Raw genomic sequence first — 26,671 nt, 5'->3', positions numbered from 1 at the left:
ACCTGATACGCAACAGATGTCAGGGAAACGGGGCTTGCACAAGCCAAAAAATGATGCCTAACTAGACACATTCTAAAACTGCTTAAAAAATGTGCAGGCCGGGAGAAATATAGGCATGAAGCACCTACGGGAAGCGCAGAACCCTGCGCCTCCGCCTCAAACAACGCGCCTGCGCTTCATCGGCCGACTGGTGTCGTCGAGCTTTGGCGAGTTCGCCGACAGGCGTGCCGCTCGGCTCAATCTCGATCTGCTGGTGCACGAAGCCGCGGACGATTTTTTTGTCGTCCAGGTTTCGGGCCAGCCCGATCTCATCGATGCCTTCGAGATGGCATGTAGCTTGGGGCCAATCGACTGTCTGGTGATGGACTGCGAACGGGCCGAAATTTGGGAATATTCCAGAGGGAAAGACGCAGAATGACGATACAGGCTGGATGGCACCCAGTGGCGCTGTCGGGATCGATCGAGCCGGGCAGTTCGGCCGGAATCCGCCTTGGCGGAAACGAGCTGGTGGTCTGGCGCGACAACAGTGGCGCAGCGCATGTGTGGGAGGATCGCTGCCCGCATCGCGGTATGAAGCTGAGCTTCGGTTTTGTCCGCGGCGATCATATTGCCTGTCTTTATCACGGCTGGCAGTACGATGCGGCCGGCCAGTGCCGATACATTCCGGCCCACCCCGATCTCAGGGTGCCGGCGTCCATTACCGTGTCTGCCCACAGATCGGCCGAGGCGGCTGGGATAGTCTGGACGGCACTGGATCCGGCAGCAGCATTGCCCGAATTGCCTGCCTTGGCAGAGGAGGTGGTGCCGGTCCGCAGCCTGCATCTCGACAGTCCCGCCGCAATGGTGATCGATGTCGTGAGGGCCATGCCGCCCAGGCCCTTCTCCCGCGGATCCGGGCTCGCTGAGCTGAAGGCGCTGAGCGGGATGCTGTTCAGCCTGACGGTCGGCGAAGACACGCTGCTTCTTGGCCTGCAGGAACTGACCGACAAACGATCGGCCCTACACATCGTGATTGACGGACCGGCAGCCAAGTATGCCGGCAAGGGGCAGAAGCATTTCTTCGCTTGGACGAGCGAGCTGCGTCATCATCTCGAGACCGGGCGTACCGGCGCGACCTCGACGACGCGGGCTGCATGATGGCGAGGATCACGCTCTACAACTACGAGCTGGACGAAAACTGCTACAAGGTGCGGCTGGCGCTTTCCATGCTCGGCCTGGAATGGCAGACCGTTGCAGTCGATGCATTTCCGGGGGCGGAGCAGAAGACGCCGCCATTCCTGGCCATGAACCCGGCGGGCAGCCTGCCCATTCTCCGCGACGACGAGGTGACGATGTTCGGCGCCGAGTCCATCATCGTCCATCTTGCGCGCAGCCACGATTCAACGGGTGCATGGCTGCCGGCGGATGGTTCGGATTTCGCCAAGGTGATGCAGTGGCTTTTCTTCGCGGCCGGCGATCTCGGCGTTGCCGGCGCCGCGCGCCGCCATGCCATGTTCGGCGCCGGCGGCGACGAGGCTGCGCTGCGGGCCGGTGCCGCGCACGCACTCCGCGCCATGGACGACCATATGACCGCGCGGGGTTTCGAGAAGAAAGAATGGTTCGCTGCGGACCGCCCGACCATCGCCGACATCGCGCTTTTTCCGGCGTTTGCGCTGAGCCGCGATTTCGGCGTCGACCATGACGAGTATCCGGCGCTGCGCCGCTGGGTGCGTCGCTTCCGCGCGCTTCCGGGCTTCACGACCATGCCGGGCATCCCCGATTACCATTGACGCCCAACATTCGACGAGAACGAGGCAAGCAACAGAATGACCTCTCTCACGCGCTTTTCCGTCCAGCCGCTCTCGTCCATGACCCGGCGGCTGGCCGGCGTCGCTTCCGGGCGAGCCGATCCCGATCTGGTCATTGCCGGCGCACGCGTGTTGTCGACCTATTCGGAGCGCGTGCTTCCAGGCCGCGAGATCTGGTTGTCGGGAGGGCGGATCGCCGCTGTGAAGCCGGCCGGCACTTATAAGGGCGGCAGCGCCAGGATATATGACGCCAGGGGCGGCATCGTCGCCCCCGGCCTGGTCGATCCGCACGTCCACATCGAATCCTCGATGGTGACGGCCTGCGCCTATGCCGAGGCGGCGCTGCTCAACGGCACCACGACCCTCTTCTGCGACAGCCACGAGATCGGCAACGTCATGGACGTTGCTGGCATCGAGGCGATGCTGGAAGACGCGCGCCTGGCGCCGTTGTCCATTTTCCTGACGGTTCCGAGCACCGTCCCGGCAACTTCGCCGTTGCTGGAGACGGCCGGTGGCGACCTGACAGCCGAAAAGATCGGCGCATTGTTCGACAAATGGCCGGAAGCCGTGGCGCTAGGCGAGAAGATGGATTTCGTGCCAGTGGCTATGGGCGATGAACGCAGCCATGCCATCCTCGCTGCGGCGCTGAGACGCGGCCGCCCGGTGTCGGGACACGTCTATGGACGCGAATTCGTGTCGGCCTATGCGGCCTCCGGCGTCACCGATACCCATGAGGCGATCGACCGCGAGATCGCCGACGACATGCTCGAGGCCGGCATCTGGCTGTTCCTGCGTGGCGGCCCGCCGACGACACCGTGGCACAGCCTGCCCGCAGCGATCAAGACGATTACGGAACTCGGAGCCTCGCATAAGCGCATCGCGGTCTGCACCGACGACCGCGATGCTGACGACCTGATGCTCTTCGGCCTGGACTGGGTGACGCGCGAGGCGATGAAGGCCGGCATGACGCCGGAGCAGGCCTGGTCGATGGGCTCGCTGCATGGCGCGACGCGCTTTGCAATGGAAGGCGAAATCGGAGGCCTCGGTGGTGGCCGCCGTGCCGACCTGGTGCTGCTCGACGACGGCTTCGATCCCGTTAGCACGTGGTATGGCGGCGAACTCGTCGTCGATGACGGCAAGATCATGCCGCTGCTCGACCAGGCCCTCTCGACCCGCTACCGCTATCCGGACACGGCCTACCACACAGTGAAGCTGCCGAAGCAGATCAAGCTGACGCCGGAGCTGCCAACCGGCAAGGTGGTGGCGCATACCATCCGCACCGAACTGCCGGGGATCACGCTCGGCCACCAGAAGATCACGCTCGATCCGTCCAACGATTGGCAGAACCATTTCGACCGCCACGGCCTGTGCTTCGTCACTGTGGTCGAGCGCCATGGCAAGTCGGACGGCAACGTCGCCTACGGGCTGCTCAGCAATTTCACGCTGCGACGCGGCGCCGTCGCATCGTCTGTCGGTCACGACAGCCACAACATCATCATCGCCGGCCTCAACGAGGCCGACATGCAGGTGGCGCTGCGGGCGATCGAGGAAACGCAAGGCGGCGTCTGTGTCGTCGTCGACGGCAAAGTGACTGCCATGGTTGAACTGCCGATCGCCGGCCTTTTGTCCGACAAGCGCGTCACTGAGGTCGCGGAGGAGGTGAAGATCCTCAAACGGGAATGGGAGGCGGCCGGCTGCTGCATTCCCTATATGGGCTTCAACCTCATCCCGCTCTCGGTCATCCCCGAAATCCGTATCACCGACAAAGGTCTCGTGCTGGTGCCGGAAATGGAGATCGTCCCCGCCTTTGAGGCCGCCTGAGTGGATCCCTTCCGACTTGGGCTGGTCTCACCGCGCATCCATTATTTCCAAATGGTCGCGCGGCTGGGCTCGGTTCGCCAGACCGCGCAGGCGCTCAACGTGGCGCCATCCTCCATCAGCCGCGTCATCAAGGGCCTGGAGGACGAACTGGGCACGCCGCTCTTCGAGCGTGTGCGCCAGCGACTGAAACTGACCAGCGCAGGCGAGCTTCTGCTCTACCACGCGCGTCAGAGCATCACCGAGTTGGCGCGCGCCTCGTCCGAGATCAATGATCTCAGTGGCCTCAACCGCGGCTCGTTGTCCGTGGCGATCGTGGAGAGCGCGGCGCGCGGGCTCGTGCCGAACGCGCTGAAGGAATTCTGGAAGCGCCACCCGCAGATATCGGTCGACGTGCATGTCGCCGGGTCGCAGCGCGCCTGCGATGCGGTTGCCGACGGCGAATGCGATCTGGCGCTTGCTTTCGACGTGCGCGTGCCGCGCAACGTGCGCAAGATCGCGAGCACGCCTCTGCCGCTGGGCGTCGTCGCTCATCCGGGCAGCCGCCTTGCCGGCCGCAAGGAAGTGAAGCTGTTCGATCTTGCCGGCGAACAGGTCATCGTCTCGGACAACAGCCTTGCTTTGGGCATTTCGATCGACGATGCGATCGGGCGCTCCATGATCGACATCACGCGACGGTCACGGACCAACTCGATCGGACTGATGACCGAGATGGTGCGCCTCAACCTCGGCGTGGTGCTTCGCACCAAGCTCGGCATCGAGCCGGAAGTGGCTGACGGATCGCTCGTTTTCGTGCCGTTGCGCGATTCTCGCATGAACCCGCACCGGCTGATGCTGCTCGCCCGGCTTGAACGCGAAATGTCGGATGCGGCCTCCGCATTCGCGGCGCTGCTGGCCCGCATGGTCGAGGCGTTGCATGATTAGTTGTTGCATTTTGCGCATCGATAAAGAGAGTAATTTGTCCCTATCTCGAACAACTGAGCTTTGCGAGACTTCCCGGCCGAAGGGGATGTCATGAAGCAGAGTGCGGTCGACGCGGTCATTCGGGGGCTTAAGCGGGCGGGAGTGAGCATCGTCTGCTATCTGCCCGATTCGTTGTTCAAGGAGCTCTACCCGGCCCTTGATGCCGATCCGGATATCCGCACGATCCGCGTCACCAACGAGGGTGAGGGCGCGGCGATATGTGGCGGGGTCTTCCTGTCGGGCAAGCGCGCGGCGCTGGTCATGGAAAATTCCGGCTTGCGCGCCTCGGTCGAGCCGCTGGCCCGCATGGGCCTTGGAGCCGGCATCCCGGTCATGATGCTGATGAGCTATCGCGGCGAGCTCGGCGAGAACAACTGGTGGGCAGTCCCGCATGGCATCACCATGGAGCCGGTGCTGAACGCGCTGCGCGTGCCGTACCGGATCGTCACCGAGGAGGCGAAGATCGAGCGCGCCATCCTTGACGCCTATTCCTGGTCCTATGCGTCCTATTACCATTCGGCTGTGGCGCTCGGCGGCGAGGTGGTGCGGTGAGACGCTTCGACTGCATGAAGGCGCTCGCCGCGCGGCTGAAGGATGAGCTGGTGGTCCTTTCGCTCGGCGGCAGCGTCGACGAGTGGTACAACGCCGCGCCGCATATGCGCGAGGCGAGCCTGTTCCAGCAGCAACTCGGCTGCGTCACGCCGCAGGCCTTCGGGCTCGCCGCCGGCCTGCCGCACCGCCGCGTCATTTCGCTCGATACGGATGGCGGCCTGCTCTTCAACCTGGGCATTCTGGCCACGCTCGGAAACGAGCAGCCGAAGAACCTCTTCGTCGTGGTCTGGGACAATGAGTGCTACCAGTCGATCGGCGGCCCGCCGACCCATACGGCGCTGGGCCGCGTCGACCTTGCCGCGATCGCGCGCGGCGCCGGCGTCGAGAACGCCTATACGGCGCGCACGGTGGAGGAGTTCGACGCACATTGTGCAAGGGGGCTCGCTGTGGATGCGCCCTATATCGTGGTCGCCAAGGTCTCGGGAACGGTCCAGCCGGACATCAAGCGCAAACACAGCGACGGCCGCGAGGACAAGTATATCTTCGTCCGCCATGTCGAGGCGAGCGAAGGCATCGTCATCATGGGCCCGAGCGAGCACAACTGACGAGATCATGGGCACCCTCGGACCTGTCGTCCCCCGACGCGCACTGAAACGCAGCTACGATTACGTGGTGGTCGGCTCGGGTTCCGGTGGCTGTGCGGTGACGCGGCGACTGGTCGATGCCGGCGCCGACGTCCTCCTGATCGAGGCCGGCCCGACGGGTCTTGGGTTCGAAGAGATCGAGGACCCCGGCAAGTGGGTGCCGCTTGGCCGCAGCACCTATGACTGGGGCTATGATTATGCTCCGACACTGAGGGTGAATGGGCGTACCATCGGCATCCCGCGCGGGCGCCTGCTTGGCGGCTCAAGCGCCATCAACGCGATGATGTGGTATCGCGGCCATCCGCAAGATTACGATGCCTGGGAGGCTGGCGGCGCCAAGGGCTGGAGCTTCGCCGACGTGCTGCCCTATTTCCGGCGCTGCGAGGACTGGCGCGACGGTGCAAGCGAGTTTCGCGGGGCGGGCGGTCCGCTCCACATCGAGCGGCCGGCGGCACTGCACCCGGTCGCGCATGCGCTGATCGATGGCGCGGCCGAGATCGGCATCCCCGTAATCGACGATCCGAACGGCCCCAGCAACGAGGGGGCGGCGGCCGCGAATTTCAACATCTGCGACGGCAAGCGCTGGAGTTCGGCGACGGGCTATCTCGTGCCGATCCTGGATCACCCGATGCTGACGGTGCTGACCGAATCCGCGGCCATCGGCCTGACGGTCGAAGGCAGCCGATGCGTCGCGGTCAAGCACCTCGTCGGCGGCGAAATCTGCGAAACGCGCGCGCAAGAGAGCATCGTGCTCGCGGCCGGGGCCATCGACACGCCACGCCTGCTGATGCTGTCGGGCATCGGCGATCCGATCGAACTGCAGCGCCTTGGCATTGCGCTCGTTCGCGCCCTGCCGGGTGTCGGCAGGAATCTTCAGGACCATCCGCTGGCGCAGGCCTGCGTCTTCCGCGCGAAACGACCGATCGGACCGATAGTGGGCAATGGCGGTGGCTCGATGGTCAACTGGAAGTCGCGGCCGGACCTGCCGCAGCCCGACCTGCATGCCTTCCCCGTCCAGGGCAACAGCGCCGAACCGGCGATCCGCGCGCGCTACGATCTATCCGGCGATGTCTTTTCCTTCGGTGCGGGCCTGATGCGCTCGAAGAGCGTCGGGCACTTGAAGTTGCTCGACGGCAAGCCCGGCGGGCCGCTCGAAATCCAACCGAACTTTCTGGCGGAACCGGAAGACCTCGACGCCATGGTCACTGCGATCGAGATGGTGATGGAGATGGCGGCTGCAAGGGCGAACGCCGGTGTCTTCCGCAACTTTGCCGCACCTGACCGCCGACTGACCCGCACCGAGACAATCGCCTTCATCCGCGAGGCGTGCACGACGTTCTTCCACACCTGCGGAACAGCCAAGATGGGCGAGGACGCGATGGCCGTCGTCGACAGCCGTCTCGCCGTGCACGGGCTGGACGGTCTGCACGTTGCCGATGCCTCGGTGATCCCAACGATCCCGACCTGCAATACCCACGCGCCCGCCACGATGATCGGCGAGCGCGCCGCCGATTTCCTGCTCGCGGCGGCAGCTTGAGGATGTCATGACCGACGGACCGCACACGGAGTACCCGCGATGACCCAAAGCCTCATCCTTGCTGCCGACACGCTGCTCACCATGGATGAAGATAACCACGCGTTGCCTGATGGCGCCGTGCTGGTCGAGGATGGTCGTATCGCCGCGGTCAGCGCACTCGCAGCATTGCGCGCTGCGTATCCGGCCGTGGCCGTGAAGAAACTCGACAATGCGGTGCTTTTGCCTGGGCTGGTCAATGCGCATGCGCATTCCGGTTTTTTGCGCGGCACGGCGGAGCACCTGCCGGTTTGGGACTGGCTGACGCTCCATATCAATCCGATGCATCGCGTGCTGCAGCCGCACGAGGCCGAGGCGGCATCGTGGCTCTGCTACGCGGAATCCGTGCTCGGCGGCACGACCACCGTCGTCGACATGTGGCGGTTCATGGAAGGCAGCGCCAGGGCGGCCGAGGCGATCGGCAACCGCCTGGTCGCCGTGCCTTACGTCGGCGAGCATCCCGACTACAACTACTTCGACACGCTCGACATGAACGAGGCGATGATCGAGGGCTGGCATCGCAAGGCGGGCGGCCGTATCAATGTGTGGGTCGGGCTGGAGCATCTGTTTTATGCCGACGAAACCGGCCAACGCCGGGCGATCGAACTCGCAAGGAAACACGACACCGGCTTCCACACGCATTGCAGCGAGGCCGAGATCGAGATCGCGGAATTTAAGCGGCGCTACGGCAAACGCCCGATGTTCGCGCTGGACGACCTTGGCTTCTTCGAAACGCCGCGCGCCATGATCGCCCACGCCGTCTGGCTCGATCGGGAAGAGATCGAGCTTATTTCCAAGCGCCGCGTTTCGGTGGCCCACAATCCTGTTTCCAACATGAAGCTGGCAAGCGGCATCGCGTTGGTGGCCGAGATGCTGAAGGCCGGCGTGCCTGTCGGGATCGGCACCGACGGCGAGAAGGAGAACAACAATTTCGATATGTTCGAAGAGATGAAGGTGACTTCGCTGCTGGGCAAGCTGAAGGACTTCGACGCCGCCGCCATGGATAGCTGGCAGGTGCTGCGCATGGCCACCATTCTCGGCGCCAGGGCGATCGGTCTCGACCACGAGATCGGCTCGATTGAAGTCGGCAAGCGCGCCGACATCATCGCGGTCCGCACCGATACGCCGCGCATGACGCCGGTCTTCCGCGACGGACCTTATTTCAACTTCCATCACAATCTTGTCCACGCCGTGCGCGGCAGCGACGTGTCTTTGACGATGGTCGATGGCGAGATCCTGGCCGAGGACGGCGCGCTGCGCACCGGCGACCTGCGCGAGATCATCGCCGAAATCCATCGCGTCGCGCCTGGCCTGTTCGCCCGGCGCGCCGCTTTCCTTGCCCAGAATTCCGGCGGCAGCCTGCAATGGACTCAATAAGGCGAGCCCCGGTCATGAAGACGACGGACAGGGCGGCACTGGACGATTGGTACGCGGTGGAGACGGTCGCCGACCTGGATGGCGCGCCGAGCCATACGCGGCTGCTCGGCCAGGACATCGAACTGGTCCGTGACATCACGGGCGAAATCACGGTTCGGGAGGTCCTGGACGACGGCAACCGCGGCCCCGCGCTGCCCGTCCGGCAGCGCTACGGCTGCGTCTGGACGACGCTGGGCCTGCCCGGGAAGGAAATCTTCGAGATCGCCGAGGCATCGGAACCCGACCGCCGCTACGTGCCCTGCGGCTGGGTGACGATGCGGGCGTCGGGTTTGCGTGTCGTAGAGAACTTCCTCGACATGGCGCATTTCCCCTTCGTGCATACCGACATTCTCGGCTCGGAGCCGCACACGGAAGTACCGGCCTATCTGAGCGAGATACGTCGCGAAGTAGACGAGGTCTGGGCGACCAACTGCACGTTTTTCCAGCCGCGCATTGCCGCCACGGAAAGCTCCGGCGCGTTCGTGCATCTGACCTATCGCGTGCCGAGCCCATTCGTGGTGATGCTCTATCGCGTGTGCCCCGTGGCGCCGGACCGGCTCGACGCAATCGCGCTGTTCATCCAGCCCATCGAGGAAGACCGCTGCCGCGCCCAGCCGGTCATGTATCTCGTCGACTCGGCTTCGACGCAGACGGCGTTGCTCAACTTCGAACAGGTCATCTTCCTGCAAGACCGGATCATCGTGGAGAACCAGCGGCCGCTGCGCCTTCCACTCGAGCCGCGGATGGAAATCCCGACCCGCGCCGACGGGTCCTCCATCGCCTACCGCCGCTGGCTGAAGGAAAAAGGCATCCGTTTCGGCACGACCGCGAGAGCCACATGACCGAATCGGGTCTCCAGGTGCTTCGCCCGACCTCCGTTGCCGAGGCGCTGTCATTGGCAGGCGAGGGCGCGTCGCAACTGGTCGCCGGGGGCACGGCGCTGCAGCTCGGCTGGGCGAAGGGCCTGCCAAAGCCGCGGCGCCTCATCGACATCGGCCGTATCGCCTGCCTGAAGGGCATCCAACTGGCCGGCGACGGGTTTCGGATCGGCGCACTGACGACCCTGGGTGCCTTGGAGCGTGACCGGGCGATAGGCGAGACTTTGCCTCTGCTCGCAGCCGCAGTCCGCGCCACGGCGGGACCCGCCGTCCGCAATCTCGCAACGCTGGGCGGCAACGTCGCGGGGGGCACGGGTTGCCTTCTGCCGGCCCTGCTCGCGATCGATGCGAAGCTGGAGATCGTCTCACCGGCTGGGCGCGCCGTCGTGCCGCTCGCGCAATGGTTGGCCGACGCACCGTCAGCGGGCCTCATTGAGACGGTCATCGTTCCACCGCAGCCTGCCGCTCGCTGGACCCATCGCAAAGTCGGCCTGCGCGCCGCCTTCACCCCAAGCGTGGCCGGTGTCGCCGGGTTGATCGAAACGAAGGACGATCGTGTCACGATCGCGCGGCTCGCGGCCAGCGGCGGCGGGGAAGCAGCCCGTCTCGGTCACGCCGAAGCGCTGCTCATCGGCCGGCGCCTCCAAGAGATCGATTGGGCCGAGCTGCACGCCGCAATTCTCGAAGAGGCGCCGGCGATCGATGATGCATGGCGGTCCGACCGCTATCGGCGCAGTGTCGTGGCGAATGCGCTGGTCTTCGGGCTCGGCGGAAAGTTGTCCCAAGGAGCACATTCGCCGCGCCGGCGGACCGTGCCGTCCGGAAATCCACCTGCCGAAATTCTCGTGTCGCGATCGGAGATCGGCGCACGCTGGCACCAGCGGCCGGACGTTGCGCCGAAAATCGCAGGCAGGCTCGAATACCTGACCGACCGTCGCGAGCCCGCCATGCTGGTCGGGCGCATTCGGCGTGCCGGCATTCCCCATGCAAGGATCGTTTCCATCGATACGAGCGCGGCCGAGGCGCTGCCAGGAGTCGCGGCGGTTGTAACGCACCGCGACATTGCCGGCAGCAATGCCTTCGGCATTGTCGTGCAGGATCAGCCGGCACTGTGCTTCGACAAGGTCCGCTATTTCGGCGACGCTGTTGCTGCCGTTGCCGCTGTTGACACACGGACGGCCGAACGCGCGCTTGCTCTCGTCAGCGTCGAATACGAGCCGCTGCCAATTGTGAGCGATCCCCAACAGGCACTCGCCGCTGGGGCCGAGCCGGTCCACGCCTCAGGCAATCTGCAGTGCAGCTTCGAGTTCACGCGTGGCGATGCCGCCGCGGCTTTTGCCAAGGCAGCTCATATCGTCGAGGCTGTCTACGAAACGCCGAGCCAGATGCACGGCTTTATGGAGACGGAGGGCGGCTACGCTTTCGTCGGCACGGATGGTACCCTGAACGTCTTTGCCGGTGGGCAGCATGGCCGCCGCGACCGCATGCAGCTCTCGCGCATCCTCGGTATGCCGCAAGAGCGGATACGGGTGGTCACCAGCCCGACTGGCGGCGCTTTCGGCGGCAAGGACGAGCTGACCGTGCAGCCGGCCCTGGCCCTGCTGGCGCTGAAGACCGGACGCGCCGTGCGGCTGCATCTCGACCGGGCGGAATCCGTCATCGCGGGTACCAAGCGCAATGCCATGCACATCCATATGCGCACCGCCTGCGACGCCGAGGGTCGTCTGCTCGCCCAACAGGTGGATGTGATCGCGGATGCCGGCGCCTACGCGTCGCTCGGTCCGGGCGTGCTTGAGACGGCGCTCGAACACGCCTGCGGGCCATATGTCGTTCCCAACGTCCTCAGCTCGGGGAGGCTCGCCTATACCAATAACGGCGTCTGCGGCGCGTTTCGTGGCTTCGGTGCCAACCAGATGGCCTTCGCGGTAGAGTGCCAGCTGGACCGGCTGGCCGAAGCCGCCGGCATCGACATTATCGAGATACGGCGCCGCAATTTGCGCGAGCCTGGCACGCGAGGCCATCTCGGCCAGCAGGTCGCGCCGTCCGAACGTCTGGCCGAGATGCTGCAAGCCGCCGCTGCTGACCCGATCTGGGCCAAGCCGCGTGGTCCGTCGTTCGACGGCTCTGAGACGATCGGCGTCGGGATGGCGATGAACTATCAAGGCAATGGACTAGGCACGCTGCCGCCGGACCCGGCCGGAGGCGCGTTGCGCTTGGCTCCGGATGGCATGATCGAAGCGCTCTATGGCCTGGACGAGATGGGACAAGGCCTGCTCACCTCGGTGAAGGCCGCGGTCGCCGGAGCGCTCGGCTGCGGCCGCGACGATGTCCGGCCGGTCACCGGTGATACGGCGGCGACGCCCGAATCCGGCTCCTCCACCGCCTCGCGCGGCACTCACGTGGTTTGGCGGGTCGCGGCAGTCGCCGCACCACCTTTTACGCGCGACCTGCTGGCAGCAGCGGGCCAGCTGCTTTGCCGCGAAGCCGGGACGCTGGCGCTGGCAACCGGCGGTATCGTCGAGCGACATTCCAACAGCGGCTCACTGCTCATGAGTTTCGCCGAGCTTGCCGAGGCGTTGCCTCCCGACCGGCTGCCAGCTGCTGCCGTCAGCTTCGAGTTTCCGAAATCGGACTATCTGGAAGGCAATGCACGCCTGATCTTCGCCTTCGGCGCGACACTGGCGCGCGTTGCCGTGAGCCGCATCACCGGACAGGTACGTGTGCTCGACCTCCATCAGCACACCGCGGCCGGACCGATGCTCGATCCCGCCGCCTATCTTGGCCAGATCGAAGGCGGCGGCGTCCAGGGGCTGGGCTTCACCCTCACTGAGGACGCGGCGATGCGGGATGGCCGGTATCTTGCCGGCAACCTCGACTTCTACATGCTGCCAGGCATTGCCGACACGCCGGAAAGCTTCGCGACCTTCGCATTGGAGGATCTGGACGAGGACGACCCGTTCGGCCCGCGCGGAGTTGGTGAGCTTGGCATTGGTGCCGTGTCGCCAGCCGTCGTCAACGCGATTGCGGACGCCACAGGGGCTTGGCCCGAGCGCCTCCCGGTCGATCCTGAATGGGTACTCGACGCCCTGCAGAGGAGTGCAGCGTGAGTGGCGAGATCGCGATTACCTTTAACCTCAACGGCTGCCGCCAGGCGCTGGCCGTGCCCGCCGAGTTGCGCCTGATCGACCTGCTGCGCGATCATTTCGGCATGACTGCCGCCAAGATGGCTTGCGGCATCGGCCGCTGCGGCGCTTGTTCCGTGCTGATGGACGATCGCGCGGTCAATGGCTGTCTGCTCATGTCGTGGCAACTCGACGGGGCCACCATCATCACGCCGGAGGGTTTCGACGACCTTCCCGAAGCCATTGTCCTGCGCCAGGCTCTGGCGGCCGAAAACGCCTTCCAGTGCGGCTACTGCGCACCCGGCATTACTGTTGCGCTGACCGCTCTGCTGCTGGAGAATCCGGCTCCAGACGAGTCTCAGATCCGCACTGCGCTCGAAGGCAATATCTGCCGCTGTACCGGCTATCATTCCATCATCCGCGGTGCCCTCGCGGCGGTCGAGGCGTTCGCTTGCGGAGCACGGACATGACGGTCATCATTCGAAACGGTGCAGCCAGGCACGCAGGCGTCGAGGCGTTCCTGGCCAAACCCAGAATGCGGCACCTGATCGGCGGCGGCTGGTGCGACGCCAGCGATGGCGCAACCTTGCCCGCGACCGATCCTGCGAATGGCGACACGCTCGCGCTGCTGGCGCAAGGCACAGCCGATGACGCCGGGCGCGCCGTTGCTGCGGCGCGTGCTGCTTTCGAAGGCGAGAGCTGGCGCGACATGACACCGTCGGCACGCGGCAAGCTGCTATGGCGCATCGCCGACCTGATTGAACGCCATGCCGATGAGCTTGCAGAACTCGAGACGCTTGACCAAGGAAAGTCGCTGAAGACCTCGCGCTTCGCCGAGATTCCCGCCTCGGCCGAGCAGTTCCGCTATTTTGCCGGTTTTGCCACGAAAATCCTCGGCACGACCATCCCCACCTCCATCAGCTACCAACCGGTGGGCAGCAAGATTTTCGCCTACACGGTGCGAGAGCCGATCGGTGTCGTGGCTGCCATAACGCCCTGGAATTCGCCGCTGCTTATGGCCTCGATGAAGCTCGCCCCGGCGCTTGCCGCCGGCTGTACGATCGTGCTCAAGCCAGCTGAGGAAACGTCGCTCACCGCCCTCAGGCTGGGCGAACTGATGATCGAAGCCGGCTTGCCGGACGGCGTCGTCAATATCGTGACCGGTCTCGGTGAAACCGTGGGCGCAGCATTGGCTGCACATCCCGATGTCGATAAGGTCGCCTTCACCGGCTCGACGGAAGTCGGAAAGATGATCGTCTCCGCAGCGCGCGGCAATCTGAAGAAGCTGACGCTCGAGCTGGGCGGCAAGTCGCCGGCCATCATCATGCCCGATGCGGACATGGGGCTCGCAATCCCCGGAGTGGCTCGGGGGATCTTCGCCAATGCCGGCCAGGTCTGCGTCGCCGGCTCGCGTGTCTATGCGCATCGCTCGATCTACGACCGTCTGGCGGAGGGGCTGGCGGAAGAAGCGCGAAAGCTGCGTCTCGGACACGGGCTTGACCCGGATACCGACCTTGGTCCGCTGGTCAACGGAACCCAGGCTGCGCGCGTCGCCTTCTACGTCGGCGATGGTGCTTCCAGCGGCGCCGAGATCATCGCCGGCGGCCGGCGCTTCGACAACTTCTTCGAGCCGACCGTGGTTACCGGCGTGCGCCCGGACATGCGCATGATGCGCGAGGAAATCTTCGGCCCAGTCGTTGCCGTGACACCGTTCGACGATGTCGCGGAGGCGATAAGCCTTGCGAACGACTCGCCCTACGGCCTCGCCGCAAGCGTCTGGACCCGCGACCTATCCACTGCGCATCGCCTTGCCGCAAGTATCCGGTCGGGCACCGTCTGGATCAATTGCCATTCCTACTTCTCGCCGGAACTGCCGAAGGGCGGCCACAAGCAATCCGGTTGGGGCTATGAGAACGGCGCACCGGGCCTGGAGAACTATCTCGAAACGAAAACGGTCTGCGCGGTGATTTAGCCGCGCCTTTTCCGCGATGTTCGCGGATCGGAGGCTGACAGCCCTCCATCGGCGGACAAGGATTGATCGAAAATTGCTCGGATCCTCCTGAGGACCAGTCCCTTGGCGGCGCTGGTCCACATCGACGTTGCGCTTGACTCGTCCATATTATCCGTAATAAATCATACATATTGCCATCGAAAAAAGGCGGCAGGTCTGGGAGGACCGATGAAAATCACGGCCATCAAGGCGCGCGTCTGCAATGCGGAAATGCGCAACTGGGTCTTCGTCCGGGTCGAAACCGACGAGCCCGGGCTGTTTGGCTGGGGTGAGGCAACGCTGGAATGGAAGACCCGAGCCGTCGTTGGGGCGCTTCAGGACCTTGAGGCCCTGCTCATCGGGCAGGATCCGCGCAACGTGGAGCAGTGCTACCAGATACTTACGCGCCACGGATTTTGGCGTCTTGGCGTCGAGGGAATGTCTGCCGTCAGCGGCATCGAGATCGCGCTCTGGGACATCCTGGGCAAGTCATTGGGCGTCCCCGTCTGGCGCCTTCTGGGCGGACAGGTTCGCGACTATCTGCGCACCTATACGCATCTCGGCCTCGGAGACATGAAGGCGGTCTATGAGACCGGATCCGCGGACGCGATCGTGGAACGCGGACGCATCGTGACGCAGGCAGGCTACGATGCGGTCAAGGTCGTCTGCATTCCCTACACCCACTACGCATCGCCTGCGAAAGCCGTTGATTCTGTCGCCAACATGGTTGGCTCACTTCGCGAGGCCATAGGTCCGGACATCGACATCATGGTCGATTTCCATGGACGCCCTGCATCCGTTAACGCTGCGATGGACTACCTCAGAGCAATCGAGCCGGCCCGCATCATGTTCGCGGAAGAACCCGTGCCGCCCGAAGATGTTGCCGGACTGGCGCATATCACGGCGCGATCGGCCGTGCCGATCGCTTCCGGCGAGCGGCTGATCGGGCGTCGCGAATTCACGCACTCGATCGCAGCCCGTGCCTTCAACATTGCCCAGCCTGATATTTGCCACACTGGCGGTCTGCTGGAGACAAAGAAGATCGCGGCCATGGCGGAAACGGCAGGCATCGGCCTTGCGCCGCACAACCCGCTCGGTCCGATCGCTGGCGTCGCTGCTCTTCACTTCGGCATATCGACGCCAAACGTCGTCATTCAGGAGGAGATGTCCGGTGCCGTCGCCTGGTACGACGACGTCGTTACCTGGCCAATTCGGCGTAAACCAGGCCGCTGGGACCTGCCCGATCTGCCGGGCCTTGGCGTCACCGTCAATGAGGACGTCATCGCGCGTCACCCCTTCAAGCAGGAAGTGCTGCATGCCCGCAATGCCGTCATGCCGGACGGCACCGTGGTCGACTGGTGAATGCAATGGCAGGCCGGCTGCAAGGAAAGATCGCAATCATCACGGGCGCCGGCCAAGGCATAGGTGCCGCCACCGCCCGGGCTTTTGCAACACATAGGGCAAAGACCGTCATTGCCGAACTGAATGCGGCAAGCGGCAAAGCGGTCGCCGACGAATTGCGTGCCGGAGGCGCCGACGTATTGTTCGTCGAGACGGATGTCACGGACACATCCGCGGTCGCGGACATGGTCGCTGGCACGATCACGGCCTATGGCGGCGTCGACATTCTGGTCAACAATGCCGGTGCCAACGTGTTCTACGAACCATTGCTGATGCCGGATGAGGAATGGGAGCGCTGCCTCAAGCTCGACCTCCAGGCCGCGTGGTTCTGCGCCAAGGCGGTTTTGCCGACGATGCTGGCGAAGGGCTCGGGGTCCATCGTCAACATAGCGAGTTGCCACGCCTTCCAGATCATTCCCCATACGTTCCCGTATCCGGTCGCCAAGCATGCACTTTTGGGCCTGACCCGTTCGCTGGCCATCGAATATGCCGCACGCGGTATCCGGGTGAACGCGATAGCACCCGGCTATATCGAGACGCCGATCGCGGAAGCCTACTGGAACACATTCCCGAACCCCGCCGAGGAGAAGCGGCGAGCCTACGACCTCCATCCGCCCAAGCGAATTGGCCGGCCGGACGAGGTTGCAATGACGGCGGTTTTCCTCGCTTCGGACGAAGCGCCGTTCATAAATGCCGAGACGATCACCATCGATGGTGGGCGCTCGGTTCTCTACCACGACTAGCAACCACCATTGAGCTCAGGGAGGATCTTCATGAAAACCACAACAAAGGCTTTGGCGACATTTGCGGTACTGGCTGCCGGACTGATGAGTGGCGCAGCAAGCGCAGACGACATCAAGATCGGCTACATCAACAAGATGGGAGACCACCCATGGTTCGTCGCCGAAGTCGGCGGCGCCAAGAAAGCGGCTGAGGCGGCAGGGGCCGCGTTCGTGTCGCAGGACGTTCAGTTCGACGCCAATTTGACGATCACGACCTTCGATACGATGGTCGGCGATGGCGTGAAAGGCATCGCCATCGTTGTCCCCGACAAGGCACTGGGACCGGTCATCGCGGAGAAAGCAAAGGCCGCAAAAATTCCCTTGGTGGCGGTGGACGACGATATCTACTACCAGGATGGCACCCAGGTCCCCTATGTCGGCATGAATGCTTACAATATCGGTGCGCGGGTGGGCGAAGAGCTTGCCAAGCTCTACAAGGCTGAAGGCTGGGCGGGCAAAGAGGTGCGCATCGCCTCGATCGAGGACCGCAAGGCCGATACCTGCATGCAGCGCAACAAGGGCGCGGAAGAAGCGTTCCTGAAGGCGGTGCCCGATTTCAAGCCGGGCAACATCGTTCGCGTCCCCTACGACAACACGATGGTCAACGCCATCGACGTGATGACCACCACACTGACGGCCAATCCCAGCGTCACGAACTGGATATTCTATTCATGCAACGATGACGGCGTGCTGGGTGGTGCGCGAGCACTGGAGAATGCTGGCTATTCCGCAGACCAGGGCATGGGGATCGGCATCGACGGGAGCCGCGCCTGCGATGCCTTCGGATCCGGAAAGCCCTCGGCGTTCCGTGGTACGATGTGGCTCAATTCGGAAAATCATGGCGCGCTGGCGGTGAAGATTCTCTTGGCCTCCATCAAGGACGGAACCAAGCTTCCCGTTCAATCCTTCACTGACCCGGAATACATCACCGCCGACAATTTTGCGTCGGACTACAAAGCCAAGCTCTGCCACTGAACCAGATATGCGTCATGCGCCGCAGTGCGCATGACGCTCTTTGGGCCGGCAGTTCGTCGACGGGCACACGGGATCGATCCTCGGGAGTGAGCTTTTGACGCAATCGGATTTCTTCTCGCTCGACAGGATATCGAAGCGCTTCGGCGTCGTGCAGGCGCTCGACAATGTCTCGATTGCCTTTCGGCCAGGAGAGGTGCTTGCCCTGGTTGGCGAGAATGGCGCCGGCAAGTCGACAATGATGCGAATTCTCGAGGGCGTGTTCGCACCGGACACCGGCACCGTGCTGCATGGCTCCACGCCGATCGTTTTCAGCGAACCGCGCGACAGCCACAGAGCCGGAATACGCGTCATCCATCAGGAGCCGGAGATCGTTCCGAACCTGACCGTGGCCGAGAACATTTTCGTCGGCGAACTGCCGCGGCTGGCAGGCGTCCTGCTCGACTGGCACAGGCTCGAGGACCAGACCGATAAGGTGCTTGCGACCTTCGGCATGCAGCAGGATATGCTGCCGCGTCAACTCTGCAGCACACTCGGTCCGGCACAGCGCCAGATGATCGAAATCATGCGCGCCATACGTGCCGGCGGCCGGCTGATCGCATTCGATGAGCCGAGCTCGTCACTGACCGACGACGAAGCGCGCCGTCTGTTTTCAGTAATTCGCCGGCTGCGCGGCGAGGGCACTTCGATCGTCTACATCTCTCACAGGCTGAACGAGGTCATCGACCTTGCGGATCGCATTGTCGTGTTGCGGGACGGCCGGCTGGTCGATGATTCCCCCGCTGCCGGTGCCAGCGAGCAGACCATAGCCAAGCTCATGGTGGGCCGCGACATAGCCGATCTGTTTACGCGCGAGACGTGGCAATCGGGGCAACCGTTGCTGGAGGTGGCGGGCCTGACCACCGATCACGTCACCGATGTGAGCCTCAAGGTCCGCCGTGGCGAGGTGCTCGGCATTGCCGGCCTTATGGGTGCGGGTCGATCCGAACTGGCAAAGGCGATTGTCGGCTATGATAGGCGCCTCGACGGAACCATAACGATGAATGGTGTGCCCGTTGGCCCCAACAGTCCGCATGCAGCGATCGTGGCGGGCATCGGCTTTGCCCCAGAAGACCGCAAGCACGAGGCGCTGCTGTTGTTCCGAAGCATTCTTGATAACGCCTCGCTTTGCGTGCCCGACAGAACGTCGACCTTCGGCTTCTTCAACCGGCGCAAGGCACTGGAGATCGTCTCACCGCTTGCAGCAAAGATGTCGATCAAGGCGCCTAACCTCGACGAACAGGTTTCGAAATTATCGGGTGGCAACCAACAGAAGGTCGTTCTCGCGCGCTGGCTTGCGCGGCAGCCGATGCTTCTCATCCTCGACGAGCCGACCCGCGGCATCGACATCGGCGCCAAGGCGGAAATCTATCGCCTGATCGACGAACTCGCCGCCAGCGGCATCGGCATAATCCTGATTTCCTCGGAAATGCCGGAACTGATCGGGCTGGCCGACAGGGTGCTTGTTATGGCTGGAGGCCGGATCACGGCCGAACTTTCCCGCCCTGACATCGACGAGGCCACGATCCTGAGACATGCCATGCCTCAATCTGCAGCATCGCTTGGAGGACAAATTCAGTGAACAGCCTTGAGCTCAGGACAGCAACAACGCAAACCGGCAAAAGGCGCGCTTCCTTGCGCATCGCAGAGCGCATCGGCATTCACAACATAAGCCTTCTTGTTGCTCTCGCCATTCTCGTGCTCATTTTCGGCACCCTGAGAGGCGACGTGTTCTTCTCCAGCCGAAACCTGCTGAACATCGGTCTAGGCATTACCATCCTGGGCGTTCTGGCGATGAGCCAGACCGTGGTTATTGTCGCCGGAGGGCTCGATATTGCCGTCGGCGCAATTGTCGGTCTGACCACAGTATCGACGGCAATGGCCATCCAGGCCACCGGATCACCCGCCGCGGGCATTCTTGCCGGCCTGGTCCTGGGCGGTCTTGCCGGCCTCGTGAACGGCATCATCATCACCTATGGGCGGGTCAACGCTGTCATCGCGACTCTCGGTACGATGGCGATCTTCCGCGGCATCGCGTTCATCATGTCCGACGGGCAATCGATCGCGATTTTCAGCGAGACTTTCCGCTTCATCGGGATCGGACGAATCCTCGGCCTGCCTCTGCTGATCTGGATTCTCTTGCTGACCGCGATCGTGTTCCATCTCTTCCTTGCCCGCTCGATCGTTGGCCGCAACATCTATGCCCTGGGCGGCAATCCCGTTGTCGCACGCTTCTCCGGCATCGACATCAACCGCTACCGCGTCGGCATCTATATCATGAGTGGAGTGGCGGCCGGATTGGCCGGGATTCTGTTGGCTGCCCGTACCGGCTCCGGGCAGCCCGTATCCGGATCCCAAGGCCTGGAACTCGAGGCCATCACAGCGGCCGTTCTTGGTGGCTGCGCCTTGCAGGGCGGCAAGGGCACGATCGTCGGCGCACTGCTGGGCGTCGCCATCATTGGCGTCCTCAACAACGGAATGATACTGACGTCCGTGCCAACCTTCTATCAGTTGCTTGCCAAGGGCTCGCTGCTGATACTTGCTGTGGTAATTGCCGAGTACCACTTGAACAGGACATGACGATGGACGCGGCGATCGCTTCGACTGGCCAAGGCAAGCAGGACATTCCTGCCGCAGATGGCACCACGTCATCGCTCAAGGATCGCATCGCACGCGATCTCGGACAGCGCATCCTCGCCGGCTCCTACGCCCAGCACTCCGTCCTGCCGACGGAAGCCGAGCTTTGCGTTATCTACGGGGCCAGCCGCACCGCGCTTCGCGATGCTCTTCTGACGCTTTCGGCGAAAGGATTGATCGAGGCGCGCAAGCGGGCCGGGACGCGTGTGCGCGTGTCGAGCGAATGGAACAGGCTGGATGCACAGGTTCTGGAATGGATGCGCGATATCGAGCCCGATCTCGATTTCGTCCGCGGATTGATCGAGGCGCGGCTGGTCATTGAACCCGCTGCCGCCCAACTTGCGGCCAAGATGGCGACGTCAGGCGATCTCGCGGTCATCGAAGCGGCCTATGAAGCCATGCGCATTGCTCCGCAGGATGATCTCGCTGCGTGTCTCGATGCCGACGTCAGGTTTCATACGGCCATCCTGCGTGCCAGCCGCAACCCGGTGTTCGCCAATCTCGGCAATATGCTTGCGGCCGCCCTCAGCTTCTCCTTCCGCTTGACCACATCGGCCACCGCTAATTACCAGCAGACGCTGAGCGCGCATGGCGACGTGCTGGAGGCAATCAGGATGCGGAGGGCCGACGATGCACACGATCAGATGAAGGCGCTCATCGGGATCGCGTCGAACGACCTTCTTGCAGTGGCTCGCAAAGGCCGCCATCAACAGCCGATCGCCGCTGCCAAGGCCAATACCGTCTGAAGCGGATGGTCGGGACGATCAAGATCAGAAGCGGAGACCTGTCTGCTGAAATCGTCCCATCGCTTGGGGCAGGTCTTGCGAGACTGGACCATGGACGCGTGCCGCTCTTCAGGCCTTGGCCGAACGGCGGGAGCAGCAACCCGTTCGACCTTGCCTGCAACCTGCTTTTGCCATGGTCAAATCGCATCTCGGGCGGCGGGTTCACATTCGACTCCAAATTCCACGAACTGCCTGCCAATGTTGCACGCGAGCCATTTCCCATTCACGGCAATGGATTTTCGAGCGAGTGGGACGTCGACAGCGTAACGCAGGACAACGCAAAGCTGTCGCTCATCAGCAACGGGCCTGGCCCATACCGATATCGCGCCGAGGTGAGCTACGCGCTGGCCGGACAGGGGCTCGAGCTGAAACTTCGCATCGTCAATCGGGCATCGATCAGATTGCCGTTCGGGCTTGGCATCCATCCATGGTTCCCGAGAACAGCGTTGACCACGCTTCACGCCGCGGCATCACAGGTTTGCCTCGAACGGCCCAACCACCTCCCTGAACGGTTTGTGGATATCAAAACCCATCCCGATTGGAATTTCGGCGCCCCGGCCGCCTTGCCGAGCGGATGGATAAACAATGTGTTCGCTGGCTGGGATGGTGTCGCCTCCATATCTTGGCCAGAGCACAGTTGCAGCCTGCGGATTGAAGCTTCATCGCCCTTGAATTTGTACCTGGTCTATTCGCCATCGGACGAGAGCGACTTCTTCTGTTTTGAACCGGTCAGTCATGTTGTCGATGCTCATAATCGGGGTTCGATCGACAAATGGAATGGACTGTCGGTGCTTGGGCCCGGCGAGAGCCTGGCAGCACGTTGCAGCTTTGCCGTCAGTTAGGCGGACCTCTGCGGCGCCCTCGAATTGGCGGATGTCGGCCTGCATGTCCGGTGACAACGAAGCCGTCTTTTCGTCCAAACGGAGCTTGGGAAGAGGGAACTCCGGCGACCGGGAACCCGCGAGCCAGTTCGACGTTTGCCGGATGTCGCTGCGCAGCTCGTCTGCTTGACGGCCCACCAAATGTGCCTGGCAGGATTGGATCAATGACGGATGTTGAACCAAAAGAATTCGTGCTCGCGGGCATCGTCATGAAGCGACTGGTCTCCGGCGAACAGACGGGAGGCTTGTTGAGTCTGTTCGAAAACAGAAGCGACGGGCACACCAAAACGCCAATCCATGTTCATGCGAATGACGACGAGACGGTCTACGTCATCGAAGGGCACTTGACCGCAATTGTGGACGGTGTGGTCCGAACGCTCTCGCCCGGCGAGAGCATGTTTTTGAAGCGGGGCATCCCGCACCAGCTTATGAATCCCGGCAACCAGCTCGTTCGCTATATCCTGATAGACACGCCAAGTGTGTTCGAGCAGTTTCTTGCCGAAGGTGGCCATGAACGCAGCAAGGGAGAGGTGGTCGGGCCGCCGACGCCTGCCGATATCGAGCGGCTCAAAGTAGCCGCGCCGAAGTTTGGGATTACGCTCCTGCAGGACTGGCCGGCAAGAGAGTAGATGGCTTCGTGATGGCGGCTTGGATCGCCGCTAAAGCCGGCCCTTGCCCGAAGAACCGGTATTGGCTAGCCGTCGGCAATCCAATCCGAGAGGCTTCGCGAAAAACTTCGCGGCACGATGAGTTCGCACGCGGTCTCGCCGGTGCGCAGGAAGAGCACGGGCACGTGATGGAAGGATGTTTGCACGGCGCGGCCCGGAGCGGCGGTCGGCGCGTGCCAGTTGACGGCAATGCAGCCGGACAGAAGCCTAGCGATACCAGGGCCGGCCATTTTCAAACGAACACGACCTTCCCCAAGGGGCACGGAACAGCCGAGATCGGGGTCGACGACAAGGGCTGGCGCTTCTGTGCCTTCGTCGAGAGCCAGCCAAAGGCGGCGAGGTGCAACGCGGATGGTCAAAAGGCCCTTGTGGCGAACCGTCTCTCCCACCGAAGCGGGAAGTTTCGTGTTGAGCGACGCCGCGACGCTCTTTTCGAATTGTCTCAGTGTCGCGTCCCAGCCCTCGATCTGGATAAGCGGACAATCCGCCACGGACAGACTGAAATCCCGAGAAGAGGTCAAGCTAGCCATGCAGCCGTTCTCCCTGCGGATCGATGAATACCGGCGAGACAACGCGGGCGCGAACCGTTTCGGCCTTCATCGGATAGACCGCCACGACCTCGCTTCCTTCTGCCGCGACATCACCGGCAAGCAGGGCCAATCCGACATAGCGGTCGAGTTCTGGGCTAAAGGTGATCGAGGTCACCCGGCCGCGGCCATGGCCCTCGATCTTGTCGTCGGGCAGGAACAGGATCGCCCCGCCGCGGAGGCGCTTGCCGTCTTCGGCGCATTCCAGTCCGACCAGCCGCTGGCGCTCAGGCGCCTGATAGGCCTGGCGGCGGCGCAGTACATCGCCGACGAAGCCGCTGCGCTTGCCGGCCATGCGGCCGAGGCCGAGATCGTCGAGCGTCGTGCGCCCATCGATCTCCGGTCCGGCGACATGGCCCTTTTCGACCCGCAGCGCGCCGAGCGCCTCGACACCGTAAGGCTTCAGGTCGAAGGGTCTGCCGGCTTCGAGCAAGCGGCTCCAGAGCTGTTCACCGGCAGTGGCGCCGACATAGACTTCGTAAGCGCGCTCGCCGGAATAACTGAGGCGCAGGATGCGGAGCCCACGGACCTGCCACTCGCTTTCGAGTAGCCCCATATGCGGAAGCGCCGCGTCGGAAACGTCGAGACCAGGAAAAGCAACACCGAGGATTGCGCGGCTGTTGGGCCCGGCAACCGACATCGCCGCCCATTCATCGCTGACCGAGGTAACGGCCACGCGCAAATCCGGCCAGGCCGTGTCGAGCAGGAATTCGAGACGCGACAGCACATCGGCGGCCTTGGCGGTCGACGTGGTCATGAAGAACCGGTTTTCCGCTAGCCGCGTCGTGGTGCCGTCGTCGAAGACGATGCCGTCGTCGCGCAGCATGACGCCGTAGCGGGCGCGGCCTATCGCCAGTTTGGCAAAGCCGTTGGCATAGACGCGGTCGAGGAAGATTGCCGCATCCGGGCCCTGGACATCGATCTTGCCGAGCGTGGAGATGTCCATCAGCCCCGCGGCCTGACGCACGGTACGCATTTCGGCAACATAGGCCTCGTTCACGTCGCGGCCCGACTGCCGGTAGAAATAGGGCCGCATCCAGAGCCCGACCTCGAGCATCTCGGCGCCATTCGCCATGTGCCAGTCGTGCATCGGCGTGCGGCGGATCGGCTTGAAATGATGGCCGACGGCGCGTCCGGCAAGCGCGCCGATCGCCACCGGCGTATAGGGCGGGCGGAAGGTCGTGGTGCCGGTCTCGGGAATCGTTGCGCCGCGCAGCGCTGCCATGGCGGCAAGTGCGGGAAAATTGCTGGTCTTGCCCTGATCGGTGCCCATGCCGAGCGTGGTGTAGCGCTTCAGATGCTCGACCGATTCATAGCCCTCACGATGGGCGAGCTCGATATCCCCGGTCGTCACGTCCATCTGGAAATCGACGAAGGCCTTTCCGCGTCCAGCGGGCAGGGCTTCGCGAAGCACGGTCGAGGCGGTCTCATCGAGATCGAGTTTCGATGGAGCGGGCACCGGCGCCGACTTGCCGCAGGAGGCTGCCGCTTCGATGCCGGCCCGATGGCCGTGCTCGACGGCAGCGGCGGTCGCATAAGCTCCTATCATTGCGCCGGCGCCGAACTGGCTGGCTGAAAAGACGCCCGGCACGAAGCCGTCAATGTCGTCGCGATAGACAGGTTTGACACCGAGGTGGGAGGTGAGATGCACGGTTGGCGACCAGCCGCCGGAGATGCAGACCAGGTCGCAGGCGGCCGAGGATTGTCCCTCCGGTCCATTGAGCGTTACGCGCCTGACGGTATGGCGGCCGTGCAGGTCGACGATGCGCGTTGCGGCCCGCACCACCACGCCGAGCCGTGCGGCTTCCGCGGCAAGTGCTGCGGGCGGGACGGCGCGCAGATCAGCAACCGTCACCTCCGCGCCGGCTGCGGCATAGTCGAAGGCGGTGCGCCAGGCACCGTCATTGCTAGTGGCGACGACGATTTTCCTGCCCGGCAGGACGGCGAAACGGTTGAGATAGGTCCGGGCGGCCGAGGCAAGCATCACGCCGGGCCGGTCATTGTTCGAGAACACGATCGGCCGCTCGATGGCGCCGGTGGCGAAAACAATCGAGCGGGCGCGCAGCATAGTGACCGTTTGCCGGGCCTCGCCGGCCGGCTTCGGATCGGTCGGATCGCGCTGTTCGACCAGTCCAAGGACATTGCCGTCATAGCTGCCGAAAGCCGTCGTCCGCTTCATCAGCGTGATGGTTTCGAAGCCCTCCAACTCGGCCGCGGCCTGCCTCAGCCATGCGGCCGCTGCGCTGTCGGACGGTTCCGCCAGAAGCTGGCCGCCAAGCAGGAAATCCTGCTCGATCAGCGCGACCCGCGCGCCGGCCGCGGCGGCCGCCCGCGCCGCCGACAATCCCGCCGGGCCGCCGCCGACGATAGCGACATCGGCGAAGGCATGATGAACCTCGTAGCGGTCGGGATCGGGGCCGGTGGCGGCTCTGCCCAGGCCGGCCGCCTTGCGGATGAAATGTTCGTAAAACATCCAGGCGCGGCGCGTCGGGCCCATGAAGGTCTTGTAGTAGAAGCCGGCGGACAGAAACGGCGCGAAAAGGCCGTTGACGCTTTGCACGTCGAAGGCAAGCGACGGCCAGCGGTTCTGGCTCTCCACGACCATGCCGTCGGCGAGTTCCAGCGTCGCCGCCGGCAGGTTCGGCTCGCGCCTGCCGGCGCTCCCGAGCGTAACCAGCGCATTCGGCTCTTCGGGCCCGGCGGAAAAAATGCCGCGCGGGCGATGATATTTGAAGCTGCGACCGACCAGGGTGACGCCATTGGCGAGCAGCGCGGAGGCGAGCGTGTCGCCGCGATACCCAATCAGCTTGCGGCCATCGAAGGTGAAATCTACCGGCACCTCGCGACTGATGCGGCCACCCGCTGGCAGGCGTTTGCGGTTCGAACTCATGCCGGTTGTTTCCTGACAGTCGATTTCCTGGCGAAGTCGACGGATGCGATCGCGTGGTTGCGGGTGTCGCGTTCGACCACCAGCCATTGCCGGCAGCCGGTCACGTGCTGCCAGAATTCACGGTGCGGGCCGGCCGGGTTTGTCCTGATATAGACGTAGCGGTACCAGGCCTCCGGATCGGCATCGTCATGGGTTGGACGCGTGACCGAGGCATCGCCGCCATAGCGGAACTCGTCATGGTCGCGCGGGCCGCAGCAGGGGCATTCGATGCGCAGCATTTTGTCCC

General features: G+C 63.7%; 24 protein-coding genes. 21 read left to right on the top strand and 3 right to left on the bottom strand.

What is annotated here, in order from left to right:
* Positions 1-115 precede the first annotated feature (115 nt).
* The 21 genes from NKH30_RS00500 to NKH30_RS00400 all read left to right on the top strand — a co-directional run bounded on the left by NKH30_RS00500 (position 116) and on the right by NKH30_RS00400 (position 22,869).
* The gene (locus NKH30_RS00500) at positions 116-418 is read left to right on the top strand and encodes a hypothetical protein (RefSeq protein ID WP_352470594.1); all 303 of its coding nucleotides are present in this window, start codon (positions 116-118) and stop codon (positions 416-418) included.
* The gene (locus tag NKH30_RS00495) at positions 415-1,137 is read left to right on the top strand and encodes a Rieske 2Fe-2S domain-containing protein (protein WP_352470593.1); all 723 of its coding nucleotides are present in this window, start codon (positions 415-417) and stop codon (positions 1,135-1,137) included. Before NKH30_RS00500 ends, NKH30_RS00495 begins: the two co-directional genes overlap by 4 nt.
* Complete coding sequence (locus NKH30_RS00490; RefSeq protein ID WP_352849849.1) at positions 1,134-1,769, top strand: glutathione S-transferase family protein; 636 nt, start codon at positions 1,134-1,136, stop codon at positions 1,767-1,769. The genes NKH30_RS00495 and NKH30_RS00490 overlap by 4 nt, the downstream gene beginning before the upstream one ends.
* 36 nt (positions 1,770-1,805) lie before the next feature.
* Positions 1,806-3,608: an adenine deaminase gene (locus tag NKH30_RS00485; RefSeq protein ID WP_352993772.1), complete on the top strand. Its 1,803-nt coding sequence runs from the start codon at positions 1,806-1,808 to the stop codon at positions 3,606-3,608.
* Positions 3,609-4,529 (top strand): LysR family transcriptional regulator, encoded by a 921-nt coding sequence (locus NKH30_RS00480; RefSeq protein ID WP_352470590.1) that lies wholly within the window; start codon positions 3,609-3,611, stop codon positions 4,527-4,529.
* A gap of 90 nt (positions 4,530-4,619) precedes the next feature.
* Positions 4,620-5,120, top strand: coding sequence for a thiamine pyrophosphate-binding protein (locus tag NKH30_RS00475; RefSeq protein ID WP_352470589.1), 501 nt, complete (start codon positions 4,620-4,622; stop codon positions 5,118-5,120).
* Positions 5,117-5,725: a thiamine pyrophosphate-dependent enzyme gene (locus NKH30_RS00470; protein ID WP_352993769.1), complete on the top strand. Its 609-nt coding sequence runs from the start codon at positions 5,117-5,119 to the stop codon at positions 5,723-5,725. Before NKH30_RS00475 ends, NKH30_RS00470 begins: the two co-directional genes overlap by 4 nt.
* 7 nt (positions 5,726-5,732) lie before the next feature.
* Positions 5,733-7,301 carry a GMC family oxidoreductase gene (locus NKH30_RS00465; RefSeq protein ID WP_352993766.1) on the top strand — a complete coding sequence of 523 codons (1,569 nt, stop codon included), beginning with the start codon at positions 5,733-5,735 and terminating at the stop codon, positions 7,299-7,301.
* Between the two features lie 39 nt (positions 7,302-7,340).
* Positions 7,341-8,714, top strand: coding sequence for an amidohydrolase family protein (locus NKH30_RS00460; protein WP_352540083.1), 1,374 nt, complete (start codon positions 7,341-7,343; stop codon positions 8,712-8,714).
* Positions 8,715-8,728: 14 nt separating this feature from the next.
* Positions 8,729-9,595 carry an aromatic ring-hydroxylating dioxygenase subunit alpha gene (locus NKH30_RS00455; protein WP_352470585.1) on the top strand — a complete coding sequence of 289 codons (867 nt, stop codon included), beginning with the start codon at positions 8,729-8,731 and terminating at the stop codon, positions 9,593-9,595.
* The gene (locus NKH30_RS00450; RefSeq protein ID WP_352993763.1) at positions 9,592-12,738 is read left to right on the top strand and encodes a molybdopterin cofactor-binding domain-containing protein; all 3,147 of its coding nucleotides are present in this window, start codon (positions 9,592-9,594) and stop codon (positions 12,736-12,738) included. Before NKH30_RS00455 ends, NKH30_RS00450 begins: the two co-directional genes overlap by 4 nt.
* Positions 12,735-13,223 carry a (2Fe-2S)-binding protein gene (locus NKH30_RS00445; RefSeq protein ID WP_352470583.1) on the top strand — a complete coding sequence of 163 codons (489 nt, stop codon included), beginning with the start codon at positions 12,735-12,737 and terminating at the stop codon, positions 13,221-13,223. Before NKH30_RS00450 ends, NKH30_RS00445 begins: the two co-directional genes overlap by 4 nt.
* Positions 13,220-14,725, top strand: coding sequence for an aldehyde dehydrogenase family protein (locus NKH30_RS00440; protein WP_352470582.1), 1,506 nt, complete (start codon positions 13,220-13,222; stop codon positions 14,723-14,725). The genes NKH30_RS00445 and NKH30_RS00440 overlap by 4 nt, the downstream gene beginning before the upstream one ends.
* 207 nt (positions 14,726-14,932) lie before the next feature.
* On the top strand, positions 14,933-16,105 hold the full coding sequence (gene dgoD, locus NKH30_RS00435; RefSeq protein ID WP_352470581.1) for a galactonate dehydratase: 1,173 nt from the start codon (positions 14,933-14,935) through the stop codon (positions 16,103-16,105).
* A gap of 5 nt (positions 16,106-16,110) precedes the next feature.
* Positions 16,111-16,887 (top strand): SDR family oxidoreductase, encoded by a 777-nt coding sequence (locus tag NKH30_RS00430; protein WP_352470580.1) that lies wholly within the window; start codon positions 16,111-16,113, stop codon positions 16,885-16,887.
* Positions 16,888-16,917: 30 nt separating this feature from the next.
* Entirely contained in the window at positions 16,918-17,901 is a 984-nt protein-coding gene (locus NKH30_RS00425; RefSeq protein ID WP_352470579.1) for a substrate-binding domain-containing protein, read from the top strand.
* A gap of 94 nt (positions 17,902-17,995) precedes the next feature.
* The gene (locus NKH30_RS00420; protein WP_352470578.1) at positions 17,996-19,519 is read left to right on the top strand and encodes a sugar ABC transporter ATP-binding protein; all 1,524 of its coding nucleotides are present in this window, start codon (positions 17,996-17,998) and stop codon (positions 19,517-19,519) included.
* A 53-nt stretch (positions 19,520-19,572) separates the two neighbouring features.
* Positions 19,573-20,517, top strand: a complete 945-nt coding sequence (locus NKH30_RS00415; RefSeq protein ID WP_352540082.1) for an ABC transporter permease — start codon at positions 19,573-19,575, stop codon at positions 20,515-20,517.
* Positions 20,518-20,519: 2 nt separating this feature from the next.
* Positions 20,520-21,320, top strand: a complete 801-nt coding sequence (locus NKH30_RS00410; RefSeq protein ID WP_352470576.1) for a FadR/GntR family transcriptional regulator — start codon at positions 20,520-20,522, stop codon at positions 21,318-21,320.
* A gap of 5 nt (positions 21,321-21,325) precedes the next feature.
* Entirely contained in the window at positions 21,326-22,201 is an 876-nt protein-coding gene (locus NKH30_RS00405) for an aldose 1-epimerase (protein ID WP_352470575.1), read from the top strand.
* A gap of 203 nt (positions 22,202-22,404) precedes the next feature.
* Entirely contained in the window at positions 22,405-22,869 is a 465-nt protein-coding gene (locus tag NKH30_RS00400; protein WP_352470574.1) for a cupin domain-containing protein, read from the top strand.
* A 65-nt stretch (positions 22,870-22,934) separates the two neighbouring features.
* Here NKH30_RS00400 and NKH30_RS00395 read toward each other — a convergent pair whose 3' ends face one another.
* From NKH30_RS00395 to NKH30_RS00385, 3 genes are read right to left on the bottom strand one after another with little or no spacing between them, the layout of a single operon-like run.
* Complete coding sequence (locus NKH30_RS00395) at positions 22,935-23,438, bottom strand: aminomethyltransferase family protein (RefSeq protein WP_352993760.1); 504 nt, start codon at positions 23,436-23,438, stop codon at positions 22,935-22,937.
* Complete coding sequence (locus NKH30_RS00390) at positions 23,431-26,385, bottom strand: sarcosine oxidase subunit alpha family protein (protein WP_352540081.1); 2,955 nt, start codon at positions 26,383-26,385, stop codon at positions 23,431-23,433. Before NKH30_RS00390 ends, NKH30_RS00395 begins: the two co-directional genes overlap by 8 nt.
* The gene (locus NKH30_RS00385; protein ID WP_352470571.1) at positions 26,382-26,663 is read right to left on the bottom strand and encodes a sarcosine oxidase subunit delta; all 282 of its coding nucleotides are present in this window, start codon (positions 26,661-26,663) and stop codon (positions 26,382-26,384) included. The genes NKH30_RS00390 and NKH30_RS00385 overlap by 4 nt, the downstream gene beginning before the upstream one ends.
* Between the last annotated feature and the right edge of the window lie 8 nt (positions 26,664-26,671).

The sequence above is a fragment of the Mesorhizobium sp. M1273 genome (genome assembly GCF_040318195.1).
In the GTDB taxonomy this organism is placed as follows: Bacteria; Pseudomonadota; Alphaproteobacteria; order Rhizobiales; family Rhizobiaceae; genus Mesorhizobium.
Note: the sequence above shows the minus strand (reverse complement) of the source record. Positions and strands in the feature narration are given on the sequence as shown.